The sequence below is a fragment of the Pseudomonas sp. NPDC096950 genome (assembly GCF_044762525.1).
In the GTDB taxonomy this organism is placed as follows: domain Bacteria; phylum Pseudomonadota; class Gammaproteobacteria; order Pseudomonadales; family Pseudomonadaceae; genus Aquipseudomonas.
In genome coordinates this window covers 855,379-880,464 of sequence record NZ_JBIWEL010000001.1, presented here as the reverse complement: position 1 = coordinate 880,464, position 25,086 = coordinate 855,379, and the positions used below count along the sequence as shown (strand labels likewise).

General features: G+C 61.2%; 20 protein-coding genes and 2 riboswitches. Of the genes, 9 read left to right on the top strand and 11 right to left on the bottom strand.

Translation table 11 applies throughout. From position 1 onward, the window contains the following. Nucleotides 1–15: 15 nt before the first annotated feature. Complete coding sequence (locus ACIQY3_RS04190) at nt 16–222, top strand: hypothetical protein (RefSeq protein WP_403017539.1); 207 nt, start codon at nt 16–18, stop codon at nt 220–222. 86 nt (nt 223–308) lie between these two features. Here the strand turns inward: ACIQY3_RS04190 and ACIQY3_RS04185 are convergent, their stop codons facing one another. From ACIQY3_RS04185 to cobW, 7 genes are all read right to left on the bottom strand, one after another. Next, nucleotides 309–800: a GNAT family N-acetyltransferase gene (locus ACIQY3_RS04185; RefSeq protein ID WP_403017537.1), complete on the bottom strand. Its 492-nt coding sequence runs from the start codon at nt 798–800 to the stop codon at nt 309–311. Nucleotides 801–944: 144 nt separating this feature from the next. Then, the gene (locus ACIQY3_RS04180; RefSeq protein WP_403017534.1) at nt 945–1,526 is read right to left on the bottom strand and encodes a DinB family protein; all 582 of its coding nucleotides are present in this window, start codon (nt 1,524–1,526) and stop codon (nt 945–947) included. Nucleotides 1,527–1,544: 18 nt separating this feature from the next. After that, the gene (zapE, locus tag ACIQY3_RS04175) at nt 1,545–2,663 is read right to left on the bottom strand and encodes a cell division protein ZapE (RefSeq protein ID WP_403017532.1); all 1,119 of its coding nucleotides are present in this window, start codon (nt 2,661–2,663) and stop codon (nt 1,545–1,547) included. Nucleotides 2,664–2,784: 121 nt separating this feature from the next. After that, nucleotides 2,785–3,396 (bottom strand): VWA domain-containing protein, encoded by a 612-nt coding sequence (locus ACIQY3_RS04170; RefSeq protein ID WP_403017658.1) that lies wholly within the window; start codon nt 3,394–3,396, stop codon nt 2,785–2,787. Between the two features lie 53 nt (nt 3,397–3,449). Further along, complete coding sequence (locus ACIQY3_RS04165; protein ID WP_403017530.1) at nt 3,450–4,451, bottom strand: ATP-binding protein; 1,002 nt, start codon at nt 4,449–4,451, stop codon at nt 3,450–3,452. 261 nt (nt 4,452–4,712) lie between these two features. After that, nucleotides 4,713–8,567 (bottom strand): cobaltochelatase subunit CobN, encoded by a 3,855-nt coding sequence (cobN, locus tag ACIQY3_RS04160; RefSeq protein ID WP_403017528.1) that lies wholly within the window; start codon nt 8,565–8,567, stop codon nt 4,713–4,715. Nucleotides 8,568–8,570: 3 nt separating this feature from the next. Then, nucleotides 8,571–9,632, bottom strand: coding sequence for a cobalamin biosynthesis protein CobW (gene cobW / locus ACIQY3_RS04155; protein WP_403017524.1), 1,062 nt, complete (start codon nt 9,630–9,632; stop codon nt 8,571–8,573). A 95-nt stretch (nt 9,633–9,727) separates the two neighbouring features. Then, nucleotides 9,728–9,942: riboswitch (cobalamin riboswitch) on the bottom strand. A gap of 202 nt (nt 9,943–10,144) precedes the next feature. Further along, nucleotides 10,145–10,373, top strand: a riboswitch (cobalamin riboswitch). A 117-nt stretch (nt 10,374–10,490) separates the two neighbouring features. Between cobW and ACIQY3_RS04150 the strand changes: the two genes are divergently transcribed. The 4 genes from ACIQY3_RS04150 to cobM all read left to right on the top strand — a co-directional run bounded on the left by ACIQY3_RS04150 (nt 10,491) and on the right by cobM (nt 12,640). Further along, nucleotides 10,491–10,682, top strand: coding sequence for a CbtB domain-containing protein (locus ACIQY3_RS04150; protein WP_403017521.1), 192 nt, complete (start codon nt 10,491–10,493; stop codon nt 10,680–10,682). 11 nt (nt 10,683–10,693) lie between these two features. Continuing rightward, nucleotides 10,694–11,401 carry a CbtA family protein gene (locus tag ACIQY3_RS04145; RefSeq protein ID WP_403017519.1) on the top strand — a complete coding sequence of 236 codons (708 nt, stop codon included), beginning with the start codon at nt 10,694–10,696 and terminating at the stop codon, nt 11,399–11,401. Beyond that, nucleotides 11,398–11,811 carry a cobalamin biosynthesis protein gene (locus ACIQY3_RS04140; RefSeq protein ID WP_403017517.1) on the top strand — a complete coding sequence of 138 codons (414 nt, stop codon included), beginning with the start codon at nt 11,398–11,400 and terminating at the stop codon, nt 11,809–11,811. Before ACIQY3_RS04145 ends, ACIQY3_RS04140 begins: the two co-directional genes overlap by 4 nt. Before the next feature lie 82 nt (nt 11,812–11,893). Then, complete coding sequence (cobM, locus tag ACIQY3_RS04135; protein ID WP_403017515.1) at nt 11,894–12,640, top strand: precorrin-4 C(11)-methyltransferase; 747 nt, start codon at nt 11,894–11,896, stop codon at nt 12,638–12,640. A 170-nt stretch (nt 12,641–12,810) separates the two neighbouring features. Here the strand turns inward: cobM and nfuA are convergent, their stop codons facing one another. From nfuA to ACIQY3_RS04120, 3 genes are all read right to left on the bottom strand, one after another. Continuing rightward, a complete protein-coding gene (gene nfuA / locus ACIQY3_RS04130) occupies nt 12,811–13,395 on the bottom strand; it encodes a Fe-S biogenesis protein NfuA (protein ID WP_054050953.1) in 585 nt (194 codons plus the stop codon). 57 nt (nt 13,396–13,452) lie between these two features. Continuing rightward, nucleotides 13,453–14,487 carry an acyltransferase family protein gene (locus ACIQY3_RS04125; protein WP_403017513.1) on the bottom strand — a complete coding sequence of 345 codons (1,035 nt, stop codon included), beginning with the start codon at nt 14,485–14,487 and terminating at the stop codon, nt 13,453–13,455. A gap of 188 nt (nt 14,488–14,675) precedes the next feature. Continuing rightward, entirely contained in the window at nt 14,676–16,958 is a 2,283-nt protein-coding gene (locus ACIQY3_RS04120; RefSeq protein WP_403017511.1) for a fatty acid cis/trans isomerase, read from the bottom strand. A gap of 155 nt (nt 16,959–17,113) precedes the next feature. Between ACIQY3_RS04120 and metH the strand changes: the two genes are divergently transcribed. Then, nucleotides 17,114–20,824: a methionine synthase gene (metH, locus tag ACIQY3_RS04115; protein ID WP_403017509.1), complete on the top strand. Its 3,711-nt coding sequence runs from the start codon at nt 17,114–17,116 to the stop codon at nt 20,822–20,824. A gap of 288 nt (nt 20,825–21,112) precedes the next feature. Then, a complete protein-coding gene (locus ACIQY3_RS04110; protein WP_403017507.1) occupies nt 21,113–21,331 on the top strand; it encodes a DUF2970 domain-containing protein in 219 nt (72 codons plus the stop codon). A gap of 7 nt (nt 21,332–21,338) precedes the next feature. Here the strand turns inward: ACIQY3_RS04110 and ACIQY3_RS04105 are convergent, their stop codons facing one another. Next, entirely contained in the window at nt 21,339–22,412 is a 1,074-nt protein-coding gene (locus tag ACIQY3_RS04105; protein WP_403017505.1) for an ABC transporter substrate-binding protein, read from the bottom strand. Nucleotides 22,413–22,933: 521 nt separating this feature from the next. Between ACIQY3_RS04105 and ACIQY3_RS04100 the strand changes: the two genes are divergently transcribed. Together ACIQY3_RS04100 and ACIQY3_RS04095 are read left to right on the top strand one after the other, a co-directional pair. Further along, the gene (locus tag ACIQY3_RS04100) at nt 22,934–24,592 is read left to right on the top strand and encodes a nitrite/sulfite reductase (protein WP_403017503.1); all 1,659 of its coding nucleotides are present in this window, start codon (nt 22,934–22,936) and stop codon (nt 24,590–24,592) included. Beyond that, complete coding sequence (locus tag ACIQY3_RS04095; protein WP_403017501.1) at nt 24,576–25,070, top strand: DUF934 domain-containing protein; 495 nt, start codon at nt 24,576–24,578, stop codon at nt 25,068–25,070. Before ACIQY3_RS04100 ends, ACIQY3_RS04095 begins: the two co-directional genes overlap by 17 nt. Nucleotides 25,071–25,086: the final 16 nt, after the last annotated feature.

Genomic DNA, 25,086 nt, shown 5'->3' with positions numbered 1-25,086 from the left:
AGTGGGAGATACATCATGAAACGAGTCAACTTGGTCTTCGCCGGCCTGCTGCTTGTCGGTTCCGCCAGCGCGTTTGCCGAAGGCGGCGCGGAGCGGATGAAGTATCACTGGGACAACTTTCCGGTCCACACGGCGCAAAGCCAGACCGACCAGCGTCCAAGCGGTGAACTCCGGGTTCCGGACGATCAAACCGCGCAAGTGACTGAATCCTACAGACCCTGAACCCATGGACCTCTGGCGGCCCCTGCTCCGTCGTCAGAGCTGACACTTCGGGCGTCCTGATGGACGCCCTTTTTTATGCCCGGGATTTACAGCGCCTTGGTCCAGAACAGCATGCGCCCATGGGCGGGATCAAACCTGCCGGCGGCAAAACCGAACTTGGCATAGGACGCCTGGGCGACATCGTTGCCTTCCAGGACTTCGAGGGTGATCTTGCAGCAACCGCGCTGGCGGGCAATGTCTTCGACCTTTTGCAGCATCTTCTGGCTCAGCCCCAGGCCGCGAAACGTTGGCACCACCGAGACATCGTGCACGTTGACCAGCGTTCGGCAGGCGAAGGTCGAAAAGCCTTCAAAGCAATTGACCAGCCCCGCCGGTTCGCCGCCGACGAAAGCCAACACGCTGAACGCAAAGGAGCGCTTGGCCAGTTCCGCCGGCAGTTGCCGCAACACCTCGGCATCCAGCGGTTCGCCGCCACCCATCGGGTCTTCGGCGTACTGGTTCAGCACCAGGCAAATGGCCTCTGCATGCACCGGGTTGGTGTAGCTGGCTTGAAGCACAAGTATTTCCGCGGATTCCATTTCCACCCTCGATCACACATCAAATTGGCCACGGACATTAGCGTGATGGTGATGTGGGGACAACTGGGGCAAGATCAAAAGATCGCAGCCTTCGGTAGCTCCTACGCGCCTGTGGACGTCGCCGAAGGCTGCGATCCTTTGATCTTAATGCCCCCACACCAACTCTTCAGTCCAGCCCAACTCGGCAAAATCCGTCGCCCGCAAACCCGCCTCCCCGGCGCAGAAAAACTCGTCCAGCTGCGGCGGTTTGACCGAAGTGCCACTGAGCATGCCGTGAACCTGGCCGCGGTGATGGATCTGGTGTTCGAACAGATGGGAGAGCATGCGCAACCGGCTGTCGTGTTGCGGCGTGTCCCGGGCGATGGTCACGATCTGCCCGAGGTCGGCGTCACGCAATTGTTCGCAATAGGCGATCAGCCGCCGGTCCACGCTGGCCTGCTCGTGCTTGAGGGCATCGGCATCAGTGAAGGGTTGTTCATCCTTGAAAAACACGTAGCAATCGGGATGCGCCACATCACCGCGCAACTCCCGCTCCAGGGCGTCCACGTAGAACCAGTCACAGGTCAGAATGTGGTTGAGGGTCGCACAGATGCTCGGGAAAAAACTGACCCGCAGCGCCGTCAGTTCCGACGCGCTCAATTGACCCCAGGCCTTGGCCAGTCGGTGGTTGGCCCAGGCATTCTGGTAGGCCATGGTCAGCAAATGGTGAGACAGAGGCTGATTCATCGTCGCTCCTCCTGGTGCTCAAGCGTCGGCAAAGCGTTGCAATTGCATTTCCTGCAAACGACTGAGGGTGCGGCGGAACGGGAATTCCAGGTAACCCTCGGTGTACAAGGCGTCCATTGGCACACGGGCTTCGAGGTACAGCGGCACCTTGCGGTCGTAGCACTCGTCCACCAGCGCAATGAAGCGCCGCACGCCATCGTCATGCACCGACAACTGCGGCAGCTCGCGGTCGCCGGCCACCACCCGTTCCACCCCGTCTTCCGTGCCCCGGGCAATCCGCCCGTCGCGTTTTTGCGCGCTGAGGTTGGGCACTTCACTCATCAGGATAGCGCTGAAGGTGTCGCACAGGGCCATGAAGTCCATGGCGGCGAAAGGTTGTTCGCACAGGTCGGCGTAGCGACACCAGAGCACCGTGGCGCTGGCCTGCACCACGTGGACGCTGCGGTAGCCGACCTGGATCGGGTCAGCGGACACCGACTGGCCAGCGGTCAGGGCCTTGAACGCTTCGGCCAGGCCGCTGGGCTGATCGAGTGCTTCCACCCAATACCGTTGCAACGCCGTGCCGGGATGCAGGCGATGATCCTCCCCGCCATCCACCGCGATCACCTGCATATGCTGCTCGATCGCCTCAATGGCCGGCGTAAACCGGTCGCGGTTGAAGCCATCGGCATACAGCTGATCCGGCGGCTGGTTGGAGGTGCTGACCACCACCACGCCTTCCTCGAACATCACCTGGAACAGCCGGCCGAGAATGATCGCATCGCCAATGTCGTTGACGAACAGTTCGTCGAAACACAACACCCGGACTTCCTGGCTCAATTCGCGGGCCAGGGCTTTCAACGGGTCGGCGGTACCGGTCAGTTGAAACGAACGCTGATGCACCCAGCCCATGAAATGGTGGAAATGCTGACGCCGGGCCGGCACCCGCAGGCTTTCGTAGAATTGATCCATCAACCACGTCTTGCCGCGACCCACCGGGCCCCAAAGGTAAACGCCCGTGATCGACTGGTGCCCTTCGTGCAAGGCTTCGTGGCACTTTTGCAGGGCCCAGACGGCATGTTCCTGGGCTTCGTCCTGGACGAAACCCTTCTGTTCAACGGCATATTGCCAAGCGCTTAACGGGGAATCGAAAGTCATAGGGGCTGCGCTTCAGGTCTGAAGCCATGCAGTATGCCAGCCGCCCAATTATTTGAAACACCGCAAATCCCTTGTGGGAGTGGGCTTGCTCGCGAAGAGGCCAGCCCGGCCAACACAACCCTCAGCCTGAAATCAGATCGTCGATATGCCGATACTCTGCCTGCAACTCACCCGCCAACACCCTGGCCCGTCCAAGCCGAATCGGCCCGCGCTCGATATCAATCAACACACCCGGACATCCCAACACCGGCAACCCCGGCCATGCCTTCAACCGCCCATCGGTCACCAGTAACAAACGCTGCTGTTCCGCCGGAAAACGCTTCTGCCGAGCGGACAGCCACTGCCCCGCCTCATGCAGCGCCGCCAACATCGGCGTACCGCCCCCAGCGCCCAGGCCATCCAGCCAGGCGCGCAAACCGCTGGACGCCTTCAAGCCTTGCACCTGCCACTTTGGCGCATTGCCGCTGGCGGTCAACAAGGCCAGGCGCGCCCGTTGCCGATAAGCATCATCGAACAATTGTGCCAATAAACCCTTGGCATCGCTCAACGCCTGATGCCGTCGGGTCGAGGCCGAAGCGTCGACGATCACCAGCCACAGCTCGTGGGCTGAACGGGTGCGCAGATGAAACAGCAGGTCTTCATGCAATCGCGGACGCCCGCTGAGCAAAGTGCCGGGCCAGTTGATCGAGCCTTGCGGGGCCGCACGGCGTTTGCCTTGCCGACCATGGTCCAGCTGTCCGGCCCGGGGCCTGGCATTCGCCCCCGCGTCAGATCGAGGGCGAATGCCTAGGGCTTTTTTGGCCAGCTCGGCACTTCACGTCGGGCGCCGACCGGCAGGGCCTGGGCGGGCATTTCGCCCCACTGACCCTGGCCTTCGCTCGGGTTGGAATTATCGGTGGTCGGTGACTGTGGCGTTTGTTGCGGTGGCGCGTGAGGATGTTCGCGACGCCGATGGCGCAAGGCAAACTCGGCGACCGCATCGATATCTTCCTCGCCAATCGCGCTTGCCCCGCGCCAGGCCGCATGGGCACGGGCGGCGCGCAGCCAGACCAGGTCGGCACGCAAACCATCGACCCCGGCGGCAAAACAGCGCTCGGTGATGTGCGCGAGTGCGGCGTCATCCAGGGGAATACTCGCCAACGTACTGCGTGCCTGCTGGCAACGCTCGCGCAAGGCGTGTTGCTGGCTTTCCCATTCGGCGCAGAAGCCGTGGGGATCGCTGTCGAAATCCAGTCGGCGCCGAATGATCTGACCACGCTCGACGGGTGCGGTGTGGCCGCTGAGGGCGACGTTCAGGCCGAAGCGGTCGAGCAGTTGTGGGCGCAGTTCGCCCTCTTCCGGGTTCATGGTGCCGATCAGCACGAACTTCGCCGAATGCCGGTGGGAAATACCGTCGCGCTCGATCAGGTTGGTGCCGCTGGCGGCCACGTCGAGCAACAGGTCAACGAGGTGATCGGGCAGCAAGTTGACCTCATCGACATACAGCACGCCGCCGTCCGCCTTGGCCAGCACGCCGGGGGAAAACTGCGCGCGACCGTCGCTCAGGGCGGCGTCGAGGTCGAGGGTGCCGACCAGGCGTTCTTCGGTGGCGCCCAAGGGCAAGGTGACGAACTGGCCGCTGGCGAGCAGGTCCGCCAAGCCACGGGCCAGGGTCGATTTGGCCATGCCGCGCGGGCCTTCGATCAGCACGCCGCCGATTTTCGGGTCGATGGCGGTGAGGTACAGAGCAAGCTTCAAGTCATCGGCGCCGACCACGGCGGAGAGCGGGAAATGGGGGGTGTCGGTCATCGGGATTGTCTCGGTTCGTGGTCTTGGGGTTTTCGGTGTTATTGATGATTGTGGCGTGTCAGGTCGAATCACCCCTCACCCTAACCCTTTCCCCAGAGGGTAGAGGGGACTGACCGAGGTGTTTTGCGAGCTACATCGACCTGAAACATCGAGTCGAACTCCGGATTTTAAAAGCATGAAGATCGGCTCCCTTTCCCCCTCTCCCCCTTGGGGCGGTCCGACGATTCGGGAGGGCTGGGGTGAGGGGTGGCTCTTAAGCGCTCAACTGTTTTCTTCTATATCCAGCAACAGGTTTTCCAGCGCCTCGCGATACTCACCGGGCTCCTTCCACATCCCCCGCTGCTGCGCTTCAAGCATCCGCTCAGTCATATCGCGCAAGGCATGGGGATTGTGCTCCCGGACAAACTCCCGGGTCGCCGGGTCGAGCAAATACGCGTCCGCCAACAACGCATACTGGTGATCGTCAATCAACTGCGTGGTCGCATCAAACGCAAACAGGTTATCAACCGTCGCCGCCAGCTCAAACGCGCCTTTATAGCCGTGGCGCTTCACGCCGTCGATCCACTTCGGATTGGCTGCCCGGGAACGAATCACCCGGTTCAGTTCTTCCTTCAACGTGCGGATCTTCGGCAAGTCCGGCTGGCTGTGATCGCCGTGATAACTCGCCGCCGCTTCGCCGCTGAGGCTTTCCACGGCAGCCAGCATACCGCCCTGGAATTGGTAGTAGTCGTTGGAATCGAGCAAGTCATGCTCGCGGTTGTCCTGATTCTGCAGCACCGCTTGCACCTGGCTCAGGCGTTGGGCGAATTGTTCCCTCGCCGCCGTTCCTTCATCGGAGCCGCCATAAGCGTAACCACCCCAGTTCAGATACACCTCGGCCAAGTCCTCGCGGCTTTGCCACAAACGTCCGTCGATGGCGCCCTGCACGCCGGCACCGTAAGCACCGGGCTTGGCCCCGAAAATCCGCCAACCGGCCTGACGTCGTGCGGCGTCTTCATCCAGACCGCTGGCTAGCAAGGCTGCACGCTCGGCACGCACCTTGGCTGCCAGTGGATTGAGATCGTCCGGTTCGTCCAGTTCGGCGACCGCTTGTACCGCCGCATCAAACAGACGAATCAGATTGGCAAACGCATCGCGGAAGAACCCGGACACGCGCAAGGTCACGTCCACGCGCGGACGGTCGAGCAAGCTGATCGGCAGGATTTCGAAATCATCGACCCGCTGACTGCCGGTGGCCCACACCGGGCGCACGCCCATCAACGCCATGGCCTGGGCGATGTCGTCGCCGCCGGTGCGCATGGTCGCCGTGCCCCAGACCGACAGGCCGAGCTGGCGCAAGTGGTCGCCGTGGTCCTGCAAGTGCCGCTCGAGAATCAGGTTGGCGGACTGGAAACCGATGCGCCACGCGGTGGTGGTCGGCAGGTTACGCACGTCCACCGAATAGAAATTGCGCCCGGTGGGCAGCACATCGAGGCGACCACGACTGGGTGCGCCGCTCGGGCCGGCCGGGACGAAACGGCCGCTGAGGGCGTCGAGCAAGCCACGCATTTCTGCCGGGCCGCAGGCGTCGAGTCTTGGAGCGACCACCTCACACAGATTGTCGAGGATCGCATTCACTTCCGCCCAGCCGGGATCCTGTGGGAGCGGGCTTGCTCGCGAAAGCGGTGGGTCAGTCAGCATTGATGTTGAGTGATCGATCGATTCGCGAGCAGGCTCGCTCCCACAGGGATCGGGGTTGCCTAAGGCCCGCGTGATCAGTTGTGTGGCAAACAACTCCAGGCGTTCGCGGGTATCGCCTGCGGTGCGCCACGCTTCTTCGCTGATCGCTTGCAATTCATCAGGACGCGCACCGGCCCACGGCTCGGCCAACTCACAATCCAGCGGATCAAACCCCAACGCGAACGCCTTGGCCAACGCCCGCAGCAAACTCGATTGAGCGCCCCGCCCGTCCCCACGCGGAATCCGCAGCAACGCCAGTAACGTATCAATGCGCAAGCGCCCGGTCGGCGATTCGCCAAAGATGTGCAGGCCATCGCGAATCTGCGATTCCTTCAAATCACACAGGTACGTGTCCAGGCGCGGCAGCCAGATCGCCGCATCCGCATCGCTGTCGAGTTTCTCGTCCAGTTGCAATTCGCGGTCGATGTGGGTGTCGCGCACCAGTTGCAGGATGTCGCGCTGCAACTCCCGGGCGCGGCGCGGATCGAGCAGTTGTGCTTCGTAATACTCGTCCGCCAGCAACTCAAGATTACGCAGCGGGCCGTAGGTTTCGGCACGGGTCAGCGGCGGCATCAGGTGATCGATGATCACCGCTTGGGTGCGGCGCTTGGCCTGGGCGCCCTCGCCCGGATCGTTGACGATAAACGGATAGATGTTCGGCAGCGGTCCGAGCAGTGCGTCCGGCCAGCAGTTTTCCGACAACCCCACGCCTTTGCCCGGCAGCCATTCTAGGTTGCCGTGCTTGCCGACGTGGATCAAGCCGTGGGCGCGGTAGGTGTTGCGCAGCCAGAAGTAGAACGCCAGGTAGCCATGGGGCGGCACCAGATCGGGATCGTGATACACCGCGCTCGGATCGACCTGATAACCCCGGGCCGGCTGAATGCCGACGAAGGTCAGGCCGAAACGCAGCCCCGCAATCATCATCCGACCGCCGCGGAACATCGGATCGTTTTGCGGCGGGCCCCAGCGTTCCTGCACCGCTTGGCGATTGGCTTCGGGTAGCGCGTCGAACATCAGCAAATAGTCGTCCAGCGCCAGGCTTTGCATGCACGGACGCTGGTCAAGGGTGTCGAGGTCATTGCTGACGCCGCCGAGCAACTGCTGGATCAACGCGGTGCCGCTCTCCGGCAATTCGGCGGGCAGCGGATAACCTTCTTGATACAACGCACGCAGGATGTTCAGCGCCGCTGCCGGGGTGTCTAGGCCGACACCGTTGCCGATGCGACCATCCCGCGTTGGGTAGTTGGCGAGGATCAGCGCGATGCGTTTTTCGCCATTGGGCACCCGCGCCAATTCGATCCAGCGCCGCGCCAGTTCGGCGACGAAGTCCATGCGTTCCGGTTGTGGCCGGTAACAGACAACGTCGGACTGACTGCGCTCACTGCGCCAGGCCAGATCCTTGAAGCTGATCGGTCGGCTGATGATCCGCCCGTCGAGTTCCGGCAACGCGATGTGCATCGCCAAGTCGCGAGGGCCGAGGCCCTGTTCGCTGGCGCGCCAGCCGGGCTCGTTGTCCTGGGCGCAAATCGCCTGGATCACCGGGATATTGCGGCGAAACGGTCGCAGGTGCGGCGCTTCGGGGCTGGATTGGGCGAAACCGGTGGTGTTGAGAATCACCGCCGCTTCGACCCCATCCAGCAAATCCTCGACCACCGTCAGGCAGTCGGGTTCTTTCAAACTGGCCAACGCAATCGGTAACGGGTTGAGCCCCGCCGCCTGCAAACGCTGGCAGAAAACATCAATGAAAGCGGTGTTCGCCGCCTGCAAATGCGAGCGGTAAAACAGCACCGCCGCCACCGGTTGATCGGCCTGCCAATCGGCTTGCCAATCGCTCAGTTCAGCGGGGCTTTTGTGCGGGTGATAGATCGCAGTGCGTGGCAGGGTTTGCGGCTCGGCCCAGGCGTAGTCGCGATCCAGCCACTGACTGGCCAGACAGCGGAAGAAATCCAGGGCATTGCCCATGCCGCCCTGACGCAAAAACTGCCAGAGCCGGTCGCGGTCTTCCGCGCCCACGGTACTGAGATCGCTGAGTTCCGGGTCCGGGCGGTCATCGCCGGGCACCAGAATCAATTGCACACCGCGCTCGGACAGTTCGACCAAGCGCTCGACGCCGTAACGCCAATAGGCGATGCCGCCGTGCAGCGAAATCAGAATCACCTTGGCGTGGCGCAGCACTTCGTCGACGTACAAGTCCACCGAGGCGTGGTTTTGCACCTGCATCGGGTTTGCCAGACGCACGCTAGGGTAGTCGTCGGGCAGTTGCTGTGCGGCTTCGGCGAGCAGCGCCAGGCTGGAATCGCCGCTGCACAGGATCACCAGTTCGGCGGGGGTTTGTCCAAGGTCGGCAATGTTGTCATCCGACACGAAACCGCCGGGCTGGGTCCTGAGCAGGTGCATGGCTTAAACGCTGAGCGCGGCGCGCAATTGCGCTTCGAGTTGAGCGGCGTCGAGTTCCTGGCCGATCAGCACCAGGCGCGTGGTGCGCGCCTCATCGGCGCCCCACTGACGGTCGAAATGCTTGTCGAAGCGCGTGCCCACGCCCTGGATCAGCAGGCGCATCGGCTTGTTCGGGATCGCCGCGAAACCCTTGACCCGCAGGATGCCGTGCTTGACCACCAGTTGGGTCAGCGCGTCCATCAGCAGGCTTTCGTCGGCTTGTGGCAGTTCGATGGAGATCGAATCGAAAGCGTCGTGATCGTGATCGTCTTCACCTTCGTGGTGATGATCGTGATGGCTGTGACGGCTGTCGATGTGTTCTTCGGAACCGGCGCCGAGGCCGATTAGCACGTCCAGTGGCACGCGACCGCTGCTGGCTTCAATGACTTTTACCGCGGGCGGCAGTTCTTCGGCGACTTCCAGACGCACGCGGGCCAGGTCTTCAGGGCTGATCAGGTCGGCCTTGTTGAGGATGACGAGGTCGGCGCTGGCCAGTTGGTCGGCGAACAATTCGTGCAGTGGCGATTCGTGGTCCAGGTTCGGGTCGAGTTTGCGCTGGGCGTCGACTTGATCCGGGAACGCGGCGAAGGTGCCGGCGGCCACGGCCGGGCTGTCGACTACGGTGATGACCGCGTCAACCGTGCAGGCGCTGCGGATTTCCGGCCACTGGAAGGCTTGAACCAAAGGTTTTGGCAGGGCCAGGCCCGAGGTTTCAATCAGGATGTGGTCGAGGTCGCCGCGACGGGCCACCAGTTCGCGCATCACCGGGAAGAACTCTTCCTGGACCGTGCAGCACAGGCAGCCGTTGGCCAGTTCGTAGACGCGGCCGTTGGCTTCTTCTTCGGTGCAGCCGATGGAGCACTGCTTGAGGATTTCGCCGTCAATGCCCAGCTCGCCGAATTCGTTGACGATCACCGCGATGCGGCGCCCCTGGGAGTTATCGAGCATGTGCCGCAGCAAGGTGGTTTTGCCCGAGCCGAGGAAGCCGGTAACGATGGTGACGGGGAGTTTGGCCAGTGTTTTCATCGGATGCCCTTTGGCAAGGTGGCGGGCATACGGGACGACGACCGCAACGCCATGCGCGCGGAAGATTTCGCCACCGGATCACCCCGCCCGGTTGTAGTGAGAATTCGTTTCGAGGCAGGTCTCCTGGCTTTCAGTGCGCCGGCCTTGCGGGCCTGGCGTTCGCTGCGCCTTCCCGCGAACCCTTTGGAGGGGCTTGCAGTGGCGTGGCAGCGAACATCACCGTTCACAGTTGCGGGGGCAGCCGCGGCATCGACCGCGTTCCCTTCTTAGCTTCGGCAAACGCCGAAGAACCTCGAAAGCGCAAGGCTACGCATGGTGTGGGGGCGGGTCAATGTTCTGCTTGGATCAGTGGTGACTGTGAGGGCGCCTTCGCGAGCAAGCCCGCTCCCACACAAGCCTGCTCCCACATGGGAATGCGGTCACCTGTGGGAGCGGGCTTGCTCGCGAAGGGCGCGACTCGGTTTCCAACTGAGAACCCATGCCAATTGACTCCCCAGCCCCGCCCATGCTCTCCTACACGCCTTGTTACGGGTGCCCTTCACAGGGTGAAACGGGAAACCGGTGAATCATGTGCTTTACTCTAAAGTCATGTCAGTCCGGTGCTGCCCCCGCAACGGTAAGCGAGCGAAGAATCAGATCCACTGTGCCAGCAACCCGGCATGGGAAGGTGATTCTTGCTGGTCCGGCGCAAGCCTTGACCCCTCGCGAGCCCGGAGACCGGCCCGCAACACAAAGTGACCAGTACGATCACTGAATAACAAACCCGCGGTGGGCGGGCGCTGTTTGAACCTCTGCGCGCACGCTCGCAGGGGTTTGCATGCGCTCGATTCACCCGCTGACAGACCAGAGGGAAGCGCCATGTCGATCATCAGCAGCACCGACCACAGCAACGCCAGCACCACGACCACCCTGAGCCAACGCCTGACCGCCGCCGTTTGTGCGTCGATCCTGGGCGCATGCCTGGTGTACTTCGCCGGTTTCTCGCACATCGAAGCGGTGCACAACGCCGCCCACGATACCCGTCACAGCTCCGCGTTCCCGTGCCATTGAGACCTGCCGACATGATCAAGCGTATCGCGCAAACTGCAGGTTTCACCGGGCTGCTGGCCGCCCTGTTGCTGACTCTGCTGCAAAGTTTCTGGGTCGCCCCGCTGATTCTCCAGGCGGAAACCTATGAAAAATCCGAGCCTGCTACAGTAGTGGCTCACGAGCACGCCGATGGCGCCATGGCCGCTCACACCCACGACGCCGAAGCCTGGGAACCGGAAGACGGCTGGCAGCGCGTGCTGTCCACCACGGGCGGTAACCTGGTGGTCGCCGTCGGTTTTGCACTGATGCTCGCCGGTCTCTATACCTTGCGCGCACCGACCAAAACCGCTCAGGGCCTGCTTTGGGGCCTGGCGGGTTACGCAACCTTCGTGCTGGCGCCGACCCTCGGCCTGCCGCCTGAATTGCCGGGCACCGCCGCTGCGGATCTGGCGCAACGGCAGATCTGGTGGATCGGCACTGCGGCGTCCACCGCTGTCGGCATCGCGCTGATCGTGTTCAGCCGTCACTGGCTGATGAAGATCCTCGGCGTGGCGATTCTGGCGGTGCCGCACGTGATTGGCGCCCCACAACCGGAAGTCCACTCGATGTTGGCGCCGGAAGCCCTGGAATCCCAGTTCAAAATCGCTTCGCAGTTGACCAACGTGGTGTTCTGGCTGGCCCTGGGCCTGATCAGCGCCTGGTTGTTCCGCCGCAAAAGCGATGGTCAATACCACGCATGACCGACACAGGCACAGCGCCGACTTTAGTGGTCGGCCTGGGCTGCCAACGCGGCTGCCCCGCCAGCACGTTGCGGGCGCTGCTTGATCAGGCACTGCAAGCGCATCACATCGAACTTCGCCAGATAAAGGCCTTGGCCAGCATCGACCAGAAGCGCGATGAGCCGGGCCTGATCGAATTGGCCGCGCAGTTGGGGCTGGAGCTGATGTATTTCAGCAGTGAGCAATTGGCCGGCTATCAACCGCAACTCAGCCACCAGTCGCAGATCGCGTTTGAACGCACCGGCTGCTACGGCGTCGCGGAAAGTGCCGCCCTGGCCCTGGCCGAGCATCTGGCTCAGGCACCGGCGAAGCTGCTGATTTCCCGACAAAAATACGCCCAGGCTACTCTCGCATTGGCCAGCGCTGCGTAAAAACCCCGATAATCCCCGCCTCGATCATGAGCAATCTTCATCTGAAGCCTTGCCCAAGCCTCTTTTCACACAGGAATTGACGATGACCGTCTACTTCATTGGCGCAGGTCCCGGCGACCCGGAACTGATCACCGTCAAGGGCCAGCGCCTGATCCGCAGTTGCCCGGTGATTATCTACGCCGGCTCCCTGGTGCCGGCTGCCGTGCTGGAAGGCCATCAGGCGGAAACGGTGGTCAATAGCGCCGAGTTGCACTTGGAACAGATCATCGAACTGATCAAGAACGCCCACGCCAATGGGCAAGATGTGGCGCGGGTGCACTCGGGCGATCCGGGTTTGTACGGCGCGATTGGCGAGCAGATTCGCTATCTGCGTGAGTTGGGTATTCCTTTTGAAATCGTGCCTGGCGTCACGGCGACGGCGGCCTGCGCAGCGCTGCTGGGAGCAGAACTGACGTTACCGGATATCTCGCAAAGCGTGATTCTGACCCGCTATGCCGACAAGACCGCGATGCCGGCGGGCGAAGAACTGGGCAGCCTGGCGCAGCATGGGGCGACCATGGCGATTCATCTGGGGGTCAATCATCTGGAGAAGATCCTGGCGGAGTTGCTGCCGCATTACGGCGCGGATTGTCCGATTGCGGTGATTCACCGGGCGACGTGGCCGGATCAGGATTGGGTGGTCGGGACGCTGGAGGACATTGCCGCGAAGGTTGAAGCCAAGGGGTTTCGGCGCACGGCGTTGATTCTGGTGGGCAGGGTGTTGGGGAGCGATCACTTTAGTGAGTCGTCGCTATACCGTGCCGGGCATGCGCATTTGTATCGTCCCTGAAATGATCGTTCCCACGCTCTGCGTGGGAATGCCTCAATGGACGCTCTGCGTCCGCTGTTGGGACGCAGAGCGTCCCGGGCTGCATTCCCACGCGGAGCGTGGGAACGATCACACATAAAAAAACGGCGCTCACGGGGCGCCGTTTTTTATGTTTGCAGCGAACACCTTACTCAGTAGTAGGCGTTTTCTTTCTGCGTGTGGTCGGTCACGTCGCGCACGCCCTTGAGCTCGGGAACGCGCTCGAGCAAGGTGCGCTCGATGCCTTCGCGCAAGGTCACGTCTGCCTGGCCACAGCCTTGGCAACCGCCGCCGAACTTGAGCACGGCGATGCCGTCTTCGACCACATCGATCAGGCTGACCTGACCGCCGTGGCTCGCGAGCCCCGGGTTGATCTCGGTTTGCAGGTAGTAGTTGATGCGCTCGTTGACCGGGCTGTCGGCGTTGACCATCGGGACTTTGGCGTTTGGCGCCTTGATGGTCAGCTGGCCGCCCATGCGGTCGGTGGCGTAGTCGACGACCGCGTCGTCCAGGAAAGCTTCGCTGAACGAATCGATGTACGCGGTGAAGCTTTTGAGCCCCAACGCGGTGTCTTCAGGTTTTTCTTCGCCCGGCTTGCAGTAGGCAATGCAGGTTTCGGCGTACTGGGTGCCAGGCTGGGTGATGAAGACGCGGATGCCGATGCCTGGGGTGTTCTGCTTGGAGAGCAGATCAGCCAGATAATCGTGGGCGGCGTCAGTGATGGTAATAGCGGTCATGGAAACTCCTCGCAGGCTTGGGCGCAGTTTACGCCAATCATCGCGCCGTACAAAGTCCTAGTATTTTTGTCGGGAAAGCGCCAGTGCTGGCTGAGCAACCATTTCGCCGTCAATCCTGGCTTTAAGCCACCGATAGCTGCGTTTTTCCACCCATTCATAGCTTGCCCAGGACGCCAGACCGATAGTCGCCGCGCAAACACCGAACATCACGTAGGGATTCACGCCATACCGCTGTGCGACAAATCCCCCGGCAGACAGCACCAGCACATGCATCAGGTACACCGAGTAGGAACAATTACCGAGCAGTTCGAACACCCGGTTGTTCTCGAAATAACGCTCCAGCGCGATGCACGCTATCACCAGCACCGCGCTCGGCAAGCCCCAAGTCAGGAAACGCGGCGCCGGCGCCCAGTGATAAATCGCCAGCAATGCACCGACAATCCCCAGCAACGGCAGCCACAACCCCGGTTTGATCCAGCCCCGTCGGTACAGCATGCCGATGGCGATCCCCAGCAAGAACTCATAAACGATGTCCGAACGGTAGAACTCGCTGACCCAGCCATACCCGGTCCAGGTCTGACACACCGCGAACAGCAACGCCGCGACGATCACCAGCCTGAAGTGCAAACGGAACAGCAGCGCCCAGCCGAACAGCAGGTAGAAGAGCATTTCGTAGTTGAGGGTCCAGCCGACGTTGAGGGTCGGATAAATCCCATAGCCGCCGGGATTTTCCGTAGGAATAAACAACAGCGACAGCAGGAAATGCGACCAGTCGACGCTTTGATCCGGCAATACCGGCCGGGCAAACACCACCACCAGCGCCATCAGTGCCGTGTACAACCAGTACGCCGGGACGATGCGAAACAGCCGATACAACAGGAATCGCGCGGGCGGCAGGGATTTGCCTTGGGTCGAGAGGAAAATCACCAGGCCACTGATGACGAAGAAGATATCGACGCCCACGGCACCCTTGTCGATGAACGCCTGCCCTACCGGGCCACGGGCCTGGAAGTCGAAGAAAATCTGCATGAAATGGTGGCAGACCACCGCCCAGGCGGCGATGGCGCGCAGGGCTTGTACTGAAATCAACATCAATCGCCCTCCCGAACACAAATCCACCAATCACCACAGATCCCTGTGGGAGCGAGCCTGCTCGCGAATGCAGTGTGTCAGGCAATATTTATGTCGATTGACACACCGCCTTCGCGAGCAGGCTCGCTCCCACAATTGGAATCTGTGGGGTCTCTGGATTGGGACAGCAACTGCGATTCAAAAGTCGATCAAAGATTCTCGTACCGATTCATGTCCAGCACGCCCTCTTCCACCGGGTCGGTTTCGTGGACGTAGGTGCTCAGGTCATGGAAGTAAAACCAGAACTGCGGATGGCTACGGCGAATCCCCCAGCGCTCGACGATTTTCTCGAAGCGATGGGCGTCCTTGGCGTTTTCCATGGCGTCCACAAACGCCGGCACCTCCTGCGCCGGGATGTTGAACATGAAGTTCGGATAGCTGCTGAGCACACCCGGATAAATGGTCAGCGTGTCGAGCCCTGGCTGGTAGCGTAGGGACTCACCGAGCAGGAACGCCACGTTGCTGTGGGCGCGGTTGCGCAGCAGGCTGTAGATCTCGCGTTTGCCGCTGGCAGTTTCGATGCGCAGCATGGTCGCTTCGGGCAACTGGTCGATCACCTTCAAACCCGCCGCCGGCCGCGATGTCAGGCGACTCAAAGCCTGTTCGGCATTCTGCAACGCCGGATCGATGTTCGGCCGCGAGCAATAGGCGCCGTCGCAACGGTTGATCGGGTCAGGCTTGGCGTTGAGGTCGCCGTAACGGGCCAGCAACTGCATGGCGAAATCCCGTTTCGGGTCTTTTTCGTCGAGTTTCAGCGCGGTTGGCTTGTCGTTGTCGATGGCTTCGTAATCCAGCCACATCTTGAACTTGCCGCTGCTCTGGTACCAATCGTCGAGGTAATCGTCCCGGGAATCGGCAGGCATCAGGCGCAGGAAGTTCTGCTCGGCGCCGTTGCGGATCAGGTCGAAATACAGGCGCGTCTGGGCCTGATGAGAGACGTTGCCGAACACGTCGAAATTGACCGCCAACTGGTAATAAGTGCGCTCCAGCAACGGGAAATCGAACAGCCACATGGTTTGTGGCACGTCGCCGATCAGGCCTTTGTTGACCGAGGCGCTGTCGAAGTGACGGAAGATCGAAAGCAGCGCGTTGTCATTTCCGGCCCACAAGGTCGACCAACTTGGCGCCGGCGCATCGGCATAGCTGTCCCGGCGCAGGGCTTCGTATTCATTGCGCTTGTCGCGGTAGTTGTGCCATAGGCTCAGCACGCTGCCGACATCGTCGTTCTGCCCCGGCATCGCCAGCAGCGGCGTGGCCTGGCCGCGATAGTTCGGGTCGGTGATGTACAGGTCATGTTCCGGGGCCTGGAACAGCGCCCAGAAGTTGTCGCGAATCACGTCAGTGGCGATCTGCCCGCGACACACCGGGCCGCGAATAAAGGTGCGCACGAAGTACTCGGCGTTATCGAGCATGAACTGATAGCGCGCCTGGGCCGGGATCGCTTCGAAGGTGGTGAACGGATTGGCCCGGCGCTCCGGGCCGTAACCTGGCAACGCGTTGACCTGCCAGTTGCCACTGAAAAACAGGCTTTTGACCCGCGCCAGTTTCGCCGCGCTGAGCGGATAGGTGATGTGGGTCTTCTGCACGATCACGCCCTGCACCGGCCACAGCCGGTAATAAACCTGGGTGCCCGGATCGTCGTTTGGCCGGCGCGTGTTGATCAGGTCGATTGGCTGGCCGGTCGGCGTGCGCGATCGTACCCACTGGAAGAAATGCCCCGGCTCGCCATCCTTGAAGTAGATGTGCGCGAGGAACCAGTGTTCAAACAACCAACGCCCTACAAGGCTGCCGCGAGAACCGTTGGTGTTGAGCAAGTTTTCCCATTGCACCACCTCCAACGCTTCCTTCGCGGAAGGCACCAGACCTTGTTCATCAATCGGCGCCCCGGACGCCAGCCAGCGCTGCAACGTCTGGTATTGCTGATCGGTCAGCCCGGTGACCGCCAGCGGCATGCCTTCTTTCGGGTGGGCACCGGCGTAACCGTCGAACTCCGCCGGAATGGCGCACATGTTTTCCCGGTTCAGGCCCAGCACGATGTCTTCCGGCAGCTTGGCGTTGGGGGTCAGCGGGGTTTTGTGGCCGAGTTCCAGCATCCGCGCCATCAGCGCGGCCTGGCTGCCCTGGGCATCGAGCACCGAATAGAAGTCCTTGTGTTGCCAGGCGCGTTTGCCGAAGGCGTCATAGAACAGTCGAGTCGGCGCGGCGGCCACGCTGCGTTCGCCGTCGTAGACTGGCGTTTTGGTCGCGCCACGGGCCGCGCCTTCGCCACTGCCCAGATTAAGCTGACAAGCGGAGTCGTAGCAGGCGTGGCAGGCGACGCACTTTTCGGTGAAGATCGGTTGAATGTCACGGGTATAGGAAATGGCCGGTTCCTGCGCAACGGCGCCCCAGCTTAGAAACAGCAAAATAATGCTGACGACGCGATACGACATGTCCCTGGTCCCGATCATGAAAAAACGCGGCGATTCTACCGGTCCGCCATCGCCACCAACATGAGCGATATTCATGCAAAACCTTGGCATGCTCTAAAAGCGCACAGGTTTGCTATTATCCCGGCCCTTCGTCATGGTCTTTCCGAGTAGTCCAAATGTCCGATCGCAGTGTTCGCCTTCAAGCTCTCAAGCACGCCCTCAAAGAGCGCATCCTGATTCTCGACGGCGGCATGGGCACGATGATCCAGAGCTACAAGCTCGAAGAGCAGGATTACCGTGGCAAACGCTTCGCCGACTGGCCGAGCGATGTGAAAGGCAACAACGACCTGCTGATACTGACCCGTCCGGACGTGATTGGCGGCATCGAGAAAGCCTACCTGGATGCCGGCGCCGACATTCTGGAAACCAACACCTTCAACGCCACCCGGATTTCCATGGCCGACTACGGCATGGAAGAACTGGCCTACGAACTGAACGTAGAAGGCGCTCGCCTGGCGCGCAAGGTTGCCGATGCGAAAACCCTCGAGAACCCGGACAAGCCGCGCTTCGTCGCCGGCGTGCTCGGCCCGACCAGCCGCACCTGCTCGCTGTCGCCGGACGTAAACAACCCCGGCTACCGCAACGTGACCTTCGATGAACTGGTGGAAAACTACACCGAGGCCACCAAAGGCCTGATCGAGGGCGGCGCCGACCTGATCCTGATCGAAACCATCTTCGACACTTTGAACGCCAAAGCCGCGATCTTCGCCGTGCAAGGGGTGTTCGAGGAATTGGGCGTCGAGTTGCCGATCATGATCTCCGGCACTATCACCGACGCCTCCGGCCGTACCCTGTCGGGCCAGACTACCGAAGCGTTCTGGAACTCCGTGGCCCACGCCAAGCCGATCTCGGTCGGCCTGAACTGCGCCCTCGGCGCCAGCGAGTTGCGTCCGTACCTGGAAGAGCTGTCGAACAAGGCCAGCACCCACGTTTCCGCGCACCCGAACGCCGGCCTGCCGAACGAATTCGGCGAATACGACGAACTGCCGGCGGAAACTGCCAAGGTCATCGAAGAATTCGCCCAGAGCGGTTTCCTCAACATCGTCGGCGGTTGCTGCGGCACCACGCCGGGGCACATCGAAGCCATCGCCAAAGCCGTGGCCGGTTATGCGCCGCGTGAGATTCCGGAAATTCCGAAGGCGTGCCGCCTGTCTGGCCTGGAACCGTTCACCATTGATCGCAGTTCGTTGTTCGTCAACGTCGGCGAGCGCACCAACATCACCGGTTCGGCCAAGTTCGCCCGTCTGATTCGCGAAGACAACTACACCGAAGCCCTGGAAGTCGCCCTGCAGCAAGTTGAAGCCGGCGCCCAGATCATCGACATCAACATGGACGAGGGGATGCTCGATTCGAAGAAGGCCATGGTGACCTTCCTCAATCTGATTGCCGGTGAACCGGACATCTCCCGCGTACCGATCATGATCGACTCCTCTAAGTGGGAAGTGATCGAAGCCGGCCTGAAGTGCATCCAGGGCAAGGGCATCGTCAACTCGATCAGCATGAAAGAAGGCGTCGAGCAGTTCATTCACCACGCCAAACTGTGCAAGCGCTACGGCGCCGCCGTCGTGGTGATGGCGTTCGACGAAGCCGGCCAGGCCGACACCGAAGCGCGCAAGAAAGAAATCTGCCAACGCTCCCACGACATTCTGGTCAGCGGGGTCGGCTTCCCGCCGGACGACCTCATCTTCGACCCGAACATCTTCGCCGTGGCCACCGGTATCGAAGAACACAACAACTATGCTGTGGACTTCATCAATGCCTGTGCCTACATCCGCGACGAGCTGCCGTATGCCCTGACCTCCGGCGGCGTGTCCAACGTGTCGTTCTCGTTCCGTGGCAACAACCCGGTGCGTGAGGCGATTCACTCGGTGTTCCTGCTGTATGCGATCCGCAACGGCCTGACCATGGGCATCGTCAACGCCGGTCAACTGGAGATCTACGACCAGATCCCGGCCGAGTTGCGTGACGCCGTGGAAGACGTGGTGCTCAACCGCACTCCGGAAGGCACCGACGCCCTCCTCGCCATCGCCGACAAATACAAGGGCGACGGCAGTGTCAAGGAAGCCGAGACCGAAGAGTGGCGCGGCTGGCCGGTCAACAAGCGTCTGGAGCATGCGCTGGTCAAGGGCATCACCACGCACATTGTCGAAGATACCGAGGAGTCCCGTCAGTCCTTTGCTCGCCCGATCGAGGTGATCGAAGGCCCGCTGATGTCCGGGATGAACATCGTTGGCGACCTGTTCGGCGCCGGCAAAATGTTCCTGCCCCAGGTGGTGAAATCCGCCCGCGTGATGAAGCAGGCCGTGGCCCACTTGATCCCGTTCATCGAACTGGAAAAAGGCGACAAGCCAGAAGCCAAGGGCAAGATCCTGATGGCCACCGTGAAAGGCGACGTGCACGACATCGGCAAGAACATCGTCGGCGTGGTACTGGGCTGTAACGGCTATGACATCGTCGATCTCGGCGTGATGGTACCGGCGGAGAAAATCCTGCAAGTGGCCAAGGAGCAGAAGTGCGACATCATCGGCCTGTCCGGTTTGATCACGCCTTCGCTGGATGAAATGGTCCACGTCGCTCGCGAGATGCAGCGCCAGGACTTCCACCTGCCGTTGATGATCGGTGGCGCAACCACCTCGAAAGCCCACACAGCGGTGAAGATCGAGCCGAAATACAGCAATGATGCGGTGATCTACGTCACCGACGCCTCCCGCGCCGTGGGCGTGGCGACGCAGTTGCTGTCCAAGGAATTGAAGCCGGCGTTCATCGAGAAGACGCGCCTGGAGTACATCGAAGTCCGCGAGCGCACCGCCAACCGCAGCGCCCGCACCGAACGCCTGAGCTACCCGGCGTCCATCGCCAAGAAGCCGCAGTTTGACTGGAGCACGTATGAGCCGGTCAAGCCGACGTTCACCGGTTCTCGCGTGCTGGATAACATCGATCTGAAGGTGCTGGCCGAATACATCGACTGGACGCCGTTCTTTATCTCCTGGGACCTGGCTGGCAAGTTCCCGCGCATCCTCGAAGATGAAGTGGTCGGTGAAGCGGCTACTGCTTTGTACGCCGATGCCAAGGAAATGCTCGCCAAGCTGATCGACGAGAAACTGATCAGCGCCCGTGCGGTGTTCGGCTTCTGGCCGGCCAATCAGGTGCGCGAGGACGACATCGAAGTCTATGGCGACGACGGCAAGCCGATTGCCAAGTTGCATCACTTGCGCCAGCAGATCATCAAGACCGACGGCAAGCCGAACTTCTCCCTCGCCGACTTCGTCGCGCCGAAGGACAGCGAAATCACCGACTACGTGGGTGGCTTCATCACCACCGCCGGCATCGGCGCCGAAGAAGTGGCCAAGGCTTATCAAGACGCGGGCGACGATTACAACTCGATCATGGTCAAGGCCCTGGCCGACCGTCTGGCCGAGGCTTGCGCCGAATGGCTGCACCAGCAGGTGCGTAAAGAGCACTGGGGTTATGCCAAGGACGAGACGCTGGATAACGAGGCGCTGATCAAAGAGCAATACACCGGCATCCGCCCTGCCCCCGGCTACCCGGCCTGCCCGGACCACACCGAGAAAGGCACGCTGTTCGCCCTGCTCGACCCGGAAGCTAGCGAAATGAAGGCCGGCCGCAGCGGCGTGTTCCTCACCGAACACTATGCGATGTTCCCGGCGGCAGCGGTCAGCGGCTGGTACTTCGCCCACCCGCAGGCGCAATACTTCGCCGTGGGCAAGATCGACAAGGACCAGGTGCAGAGCTACACCTCGCGTAAGGGCCAGGAACTGAGCGTCACCGAACGCTGGCTGGCGCCGAACCTGGGTTACGACAACTAAGACCCACCCAAGATCGTTCCCACGCTCTGCGTGGGAATGCAGCCCGGGACGCTCTGCGTCCCAAGAGCGGACGCGGAGCGTCCATTGAGGCATTCCCACGCAGAGCGTGGGAACGATCAATACCCGATACAACCCTGATCCATTGTGGGAGCGAGCCTGCTCGCGAAAGCGGCGTGACAGTCAACGATGATGTTGAATGTGACAGCCCATTCGCGAGCAGGCTCGCTCCCACAGGAACCCCGTGGATTGTCTATGCTTGCCTGACACACAAACATGACGAGGGGATTTATGGACGATCCAGTCGACAACAAGCCACCGACTTTGTGGCAGATGCTGCACAGCGTGGTCGCGGCGGCGTTCGGGGTGCAGAGCGGGAAGAATCGCGCTCGCGACTTCACCCACGGCAAGCCGAGTCATTTCGTGATTTTGGGGGTTTTGTTCACGGCGGTTTTTGCGCTGTCGCTGTTCGGTATCGTGAAGCTTGTACTTCTCTTGGCAGGGGTTTGAAGCGAATTCAGTGCATCAACGTTTGCAGACTGAATGGATAGCGATAGGACGTTGGTCGCCCCTTGGCCGACAAGTGCCGGAAGTTCACGCCGAAGTCCGGCGAATCGCCCATGGCCAGCATCCGCTTGGCCTGGGCCTTGTCGATCAGCTGCAATAACGGAATCTGCCGGTCACGGCCACCGTACTGGTTCAGCTCCACACCCTGATCGATGTCATGTAACTCCACCAGTGCCCAGCCACCCAAGGTGAAATGCCCGCCCAACAACACGCTCAAGCGTCCGTCAACGATGGCCTTCAGCGCAGCGGGCGAGGTATTGAAAGCGCTGAACAACGCATCCACTCCAGGCTTGCCGCCGGCTTCGGTAAACGCCTGCATGGCACCAAAAGCCATCTCGTCATTGGCTGACCACACCAGCGACACCTCCGGGTAACGCCGGAACAGCATTCTCGCCTGCTCGTAAGCGCGATCACGGGTCCAGCCGCTGTAGACCAGTTGCCGCAAGCGCACTTCCGGGTGTTCAGCCAGGGCGCGCAACATGCCTTTTTCACGCAGTTGCGCCGATGGGGTGATCTTCAGGCCGGAAAACGCCAGTAAGTCGATGGATTGGCCTGGCGCCACCGGTGGATGCTGGCGGATCAGTTCCTTGAGCATCAGGTAGCCGCCCTCCTCGTCGTTGGGCACCAGGCTGCCCAAGCGGTCCGGGCGATCCCCCAGCAGGCTCAATTGATTGTCGGTCAGGGACGCGTTGACCATGAACAGTTTGACGCCGCTGCCCTGGGCCAGGCGCAGGATCTGCGGGGCGACGTATTGTTCGTTGGCGAACACCAGATAGTCCGGGCGATCAGGCCCCTGCAACGCCGTGCGGGCCTGGGCAATGGTCAGTTCGGGCATGCGCTGGGAATAGAGAATCCGCAGGTCCATGCCCAGATCCTTGGCCGCGGCCTGCATGAATTGCCCATAGCTGACCCAGAACGCTTCCGTGTTACTTCCCGGACTCAGGAACAGCACCGATGCCGCCTGGGCGCAGGGTCCAAGGACCGAGCCAAGCGTCAGCAATACACCACACAGAAACTTCAACATTAATGTCCGAGCCCCGGAAATTCGCCGCGCATTATAGCCAGCGAACGCCCGAAAAACGGGGTTTATTCCGGTTTTTGTCTGACAATCCGTCGGAACCGGGCCCGGACGGGTCGCTATTGGTGACTGACCCAGAAAACGGCGGTTCCTACGACCAGGATAATCAGGAACAAAATCGCCCAAGCGTCAACGGTACTGTCGCTCTTCCTTGCTTTAGTCGGGTTGCTCATTGCATCGCCTCTTGTCGGTTTTATCGGTGATTGCATAAAGACTCGACCACAGTAAAGACGACGATTGCCCGCACCACAAATGTGGGTTTAGTAATAACGGTTCTCGTTAGGCGTTTTGGTTCTTTACATATACTCAAACATCACTTTTGCGCATAACTGCAAACTGGTATCTTGCCCCGGCTCCGTAGGGAGTGCGCGGCCGTGCGCGCAGAATTGCCGAGGCAGTATCGGAGACTTCAGCAAGCGAAAAACGCAACTGGAACCGACCGGCCCAAGCCTGAGAACAGGACTTATATGTACGTATACGACGAGTACGATCAGCGGATCATCGAGGACCGCGTCAAGCAGTTCCGTGATCAGACCCGACGCTATCTGGCAGGCGAGCTGAGCGAAGAAGAATTCCGCCCCCTGCGCCTGCAAAATGGCCTTTATATCCAGCGTTTCGCCCCGATGTTGCGGGTGGCAGTGCCTTACGGCCAACTGACTTCGCGCCAGACGCGAATGATGGCCAGGATTGCCCGTGACTACGACAAGGGCTATGCCCACATCAGTACCCGGCAGAACGTGCAGTTCAACTGGCCGGCACTGGAAGACATTCCGGACATTCTCGCCGAACTGGCCACCGTGCAGATGCACGCGATCCAGACCAGCGGCAACTGCCTGCGCAACGTCACCACCGACCAGTTCGCCGGTGTTGCTGCCGACGAGTTGATCGACCCGCGACCATGGTGCGAAATCGTCCGTCAGTGGACCACCTTCCACCCGGAATTCGCCTACCTGCCGCGCAAATTCAAGATTGCCATCAACGGTTCGACTTCCGACCGTGCGGCCATCGAAGTCCACGACATCGGCCTAGAGCCGGTGCACAACGCCGCCGGCGAACTGGGTTTCCGTGTGCTGGTCGGTGGCGGCCTGGGCCGTACGCCTGTTGTTGGCGCGTTCATCAATGAGTTCCTGCCGTGGCAGGACCTGTTGAGCTACCTCGACGCCATCCTGCGGGTCTACAACCGCTATGGCCGTCGCGACAACAAGTACAAAGCGCGGATCAAGATCCTGGTCAAAGCCTTGACCCCTGAAGTCTTCGCGCAAAAAGTCGACGCGGAAATGGAACACCTTCGCGGTGGCCAGACCACGCTGACCGAAGCCGAAGTGCATCGCGTCGCCAAACACTTCGTCGATCCGGACTACAAGGCCCTGGACAACCAGGCCGCCGCCCTGGCCGATCTCGACAAGGAACACCCGGGTTTCGCCCGCTGGCGCACCCGCAACACCCTGGCCCACAAGAAGCCGGGTTATGTGGCCGTGACCCTGTCCCTGAAGCCGACCGGTGTTGCACCGGGCGACATCACCGACAAGCAGCTCGACGCCGTGGCCGACCTGGCCGAGCGTTACAGCTTCGGTCAACTGCGCACCTCCCACGAGCAGAACATCATCCTGGCCGACGTTGAACAGTCCCAACTGTTCGCGATGTGGGGCGAATTGCGCGAGCAAGGTTTCGCCACGCCGAACATCGGCTTGCTGACCGACATCATCTGCTGCCCGGGTGGTGACTTCTGCTCCCTGGCTAACGCCAAGTCGATCCCGATCGCCGAATCGATCCAGCGTCGTTTCGACAACCTGGACTACCTGTTCGACATCGGCGAACTGGACCTGAACATCTCCGGTTGCATGAACGCTTGCGGTCACCACCACGTCGGCCATATCGGCATCCTCGGGGTGGACAAGAAAGGCGAAGAGTTCTACCAGGTGTCCCTGGGTGGCAGCGCCAGTCGTGACGCCAGCCTGGGCAAGATCCTCGGCCCGTCCTTCGCCCAGGAAGCCATGCCTGATGTGATCGAGAAGCTGATCAACGTGTACATCGAACAACGTCACGAAGACGAGCGCTTCATCGACACCTATCAGCGTATTGGTATCGACCTCTTCAAGGAGCGCGTCTATGCAGCGAATCATTAAGAACAACGCAGTCGTCGACGAAACCTGGCACCTGTTGCCCAAGGATTTCAACATCGACGAGATCAGCAACTGCGACGACCTGATCGTCCCGCTGTCGCTGTGGCGCGAACACGGCCGTATGCTCAAGGCCCGCGACGGCGGCCTGGGTGTATGGCTGGACGCCGATGAAGAAGCCGAAGAAATCGGTGACGACGTGGAAAACTTCCAGGTCATCGCCCTGAACTTCCCGGCCTTCACCGATGGCCGCAACTACTCCAACGCCCGCCTGCTGCGTGACCGCTATGGTTTCAAAGGCGAGCTGCGGGCGATTGGCGATGTACTGCGCGACCAGTTGTTCTACATGCACCGCTGCGGGTTCGACGCCTTTGCGATTCGCGCCGATAAAGACCCGTACGAAGCCCTCGAAGGCCTCAAGGACTTCTCGGTGACGTACCAGGCTGCCACCGACGAACCGCTGCCGCTGTTCCGTCGCCGCTGATGGCTAAAAAGCCTTG

Coding starts and splice junctions, on each gene's coding strand:
- ACIQY3_RS04190 (WP_403017539.1), top strand. CDS start 16: ATGAAACGAGTCAACTTGGTCTTCGCCGGCCTGCTGCTTGTCGGTTCC.
- ACIQY3_RS04185 (WP_403017537.1), bottom strand. CDS start 800: ATGGAATCCGCGGAAATACTTGTGCTTCAAGCCAGCTACACCAACCCG.
- ACIQY3_RS04180 (WP_403017534.1), bottom strand. CDS start 1,526: ATGAATCAGCCTCTGTCTCACCATTTGCTGACCATGGCCTACCAGAAT.
- zapE (WP_403017532.1), bottom strand. CDS start 2,663: ATGACTTTCGATTCCCCGTTAAGCGCTTGGCAATATGCCGTTGAACAG.
- ACIQY3_RS04165 (WP_403017530.1), bottom strand. CDS start 4,451: ATGACCGACACCCCCCATTTCCCGCTCTCCGCCGTGGTCGGCGCCGAT.
- cobN (WP_403017528.1), bottom strand. CDS start 8,567: ATGCACCTGCTCAGGACCCAGCCCGGCGGTTTCGTGTCGGATGACAAC.
- cobW (WP_403017524.1), bottom strand. CDS start 9,632: ATGAAAACACTGGCCAAACTCCCCGTCACCATCGTTACCGGCTTCCTC.
- ACIQY3_RS04150 (WP_403017521.1), top strand. CDS start 10,491: ATGTCGATCATCAGCAGCACCGACCACAGCAACGCCAGCACCACGACC.
- ACIQY3_RS04145 (WP_403017519.1), top strand. CDS start 10,694: ATGATCAAGCGTATCGCGCAAACTGCAGGTTTCACCGGGCTGCTGGCC.
- ACIQY3_RS04140 (WP_403017517.1), top strand. CDS start 11,398: ATGACCGACACAGGCACAGCGCCGACTTTAGTGGTCGGCCTGGGCTGC.
- cobM (WP_403017515.1), top strand. CDS start 11,894: ATGACCGTCTACTTCATTGGCGCAGGTCCCGGCGACCCGGAACTGATC.
- nfuA (WP_054050953.1), bottom strand. CDS start 13,395: ATGACCGCTATTACCATCACTGACGCCGCCCACGATTATCTGGCTGAT.
- ACIQY3_RS04125 (WP_403017513.1), bottom strand. CDS start 14,487: ATGTTGATTTCAGTACAAGCCCTGCGCGCCATCGCCGCCTGGGCGGTG.
- ACIQY3_RS04120 (WP_403017511.1), bottom strand. CDS start 16,958: ATGTCGTATCGCGTCGTCAGCATTATTTTGCTGTTTCTAAGCTGGGGC.
- metH (WP_403017509.1), top strand. CDS start 17,114: ATGTCCGATCGCAGTGTTCGCCTTCAAGCTCTCAAGCACGCCCTCAAA.
- ACIQY3_RS04110 (WP_403017507.1), top strand. CDS start 21,113: ATGGACGATCCAGTCGACAACAAGCCACCGACTTTGTGGCAGATGCTG.
- ACIQY3_RS04105 (WP_403017505.1), bottom strand. CDS start 22,412: ATGTTGAAGTTTCTGTGTGGTGTATTGCTGACGCTTGGCTCGGTCCTT.
- ACIQY3_RS04100 (WP_403017503.1), top strand. CDS start 22,934: ATGTACGTATACGACGAGTACGATCAGCGGATCATCGAGGACCGCGTC.
- ACIQY3_RS04095 (WP_403017501.1), top strand. CDS start 24,576: ATGCAGCGAATCATTAAGAACAACGCAGTCGTCGACGAAACCTGGCAC.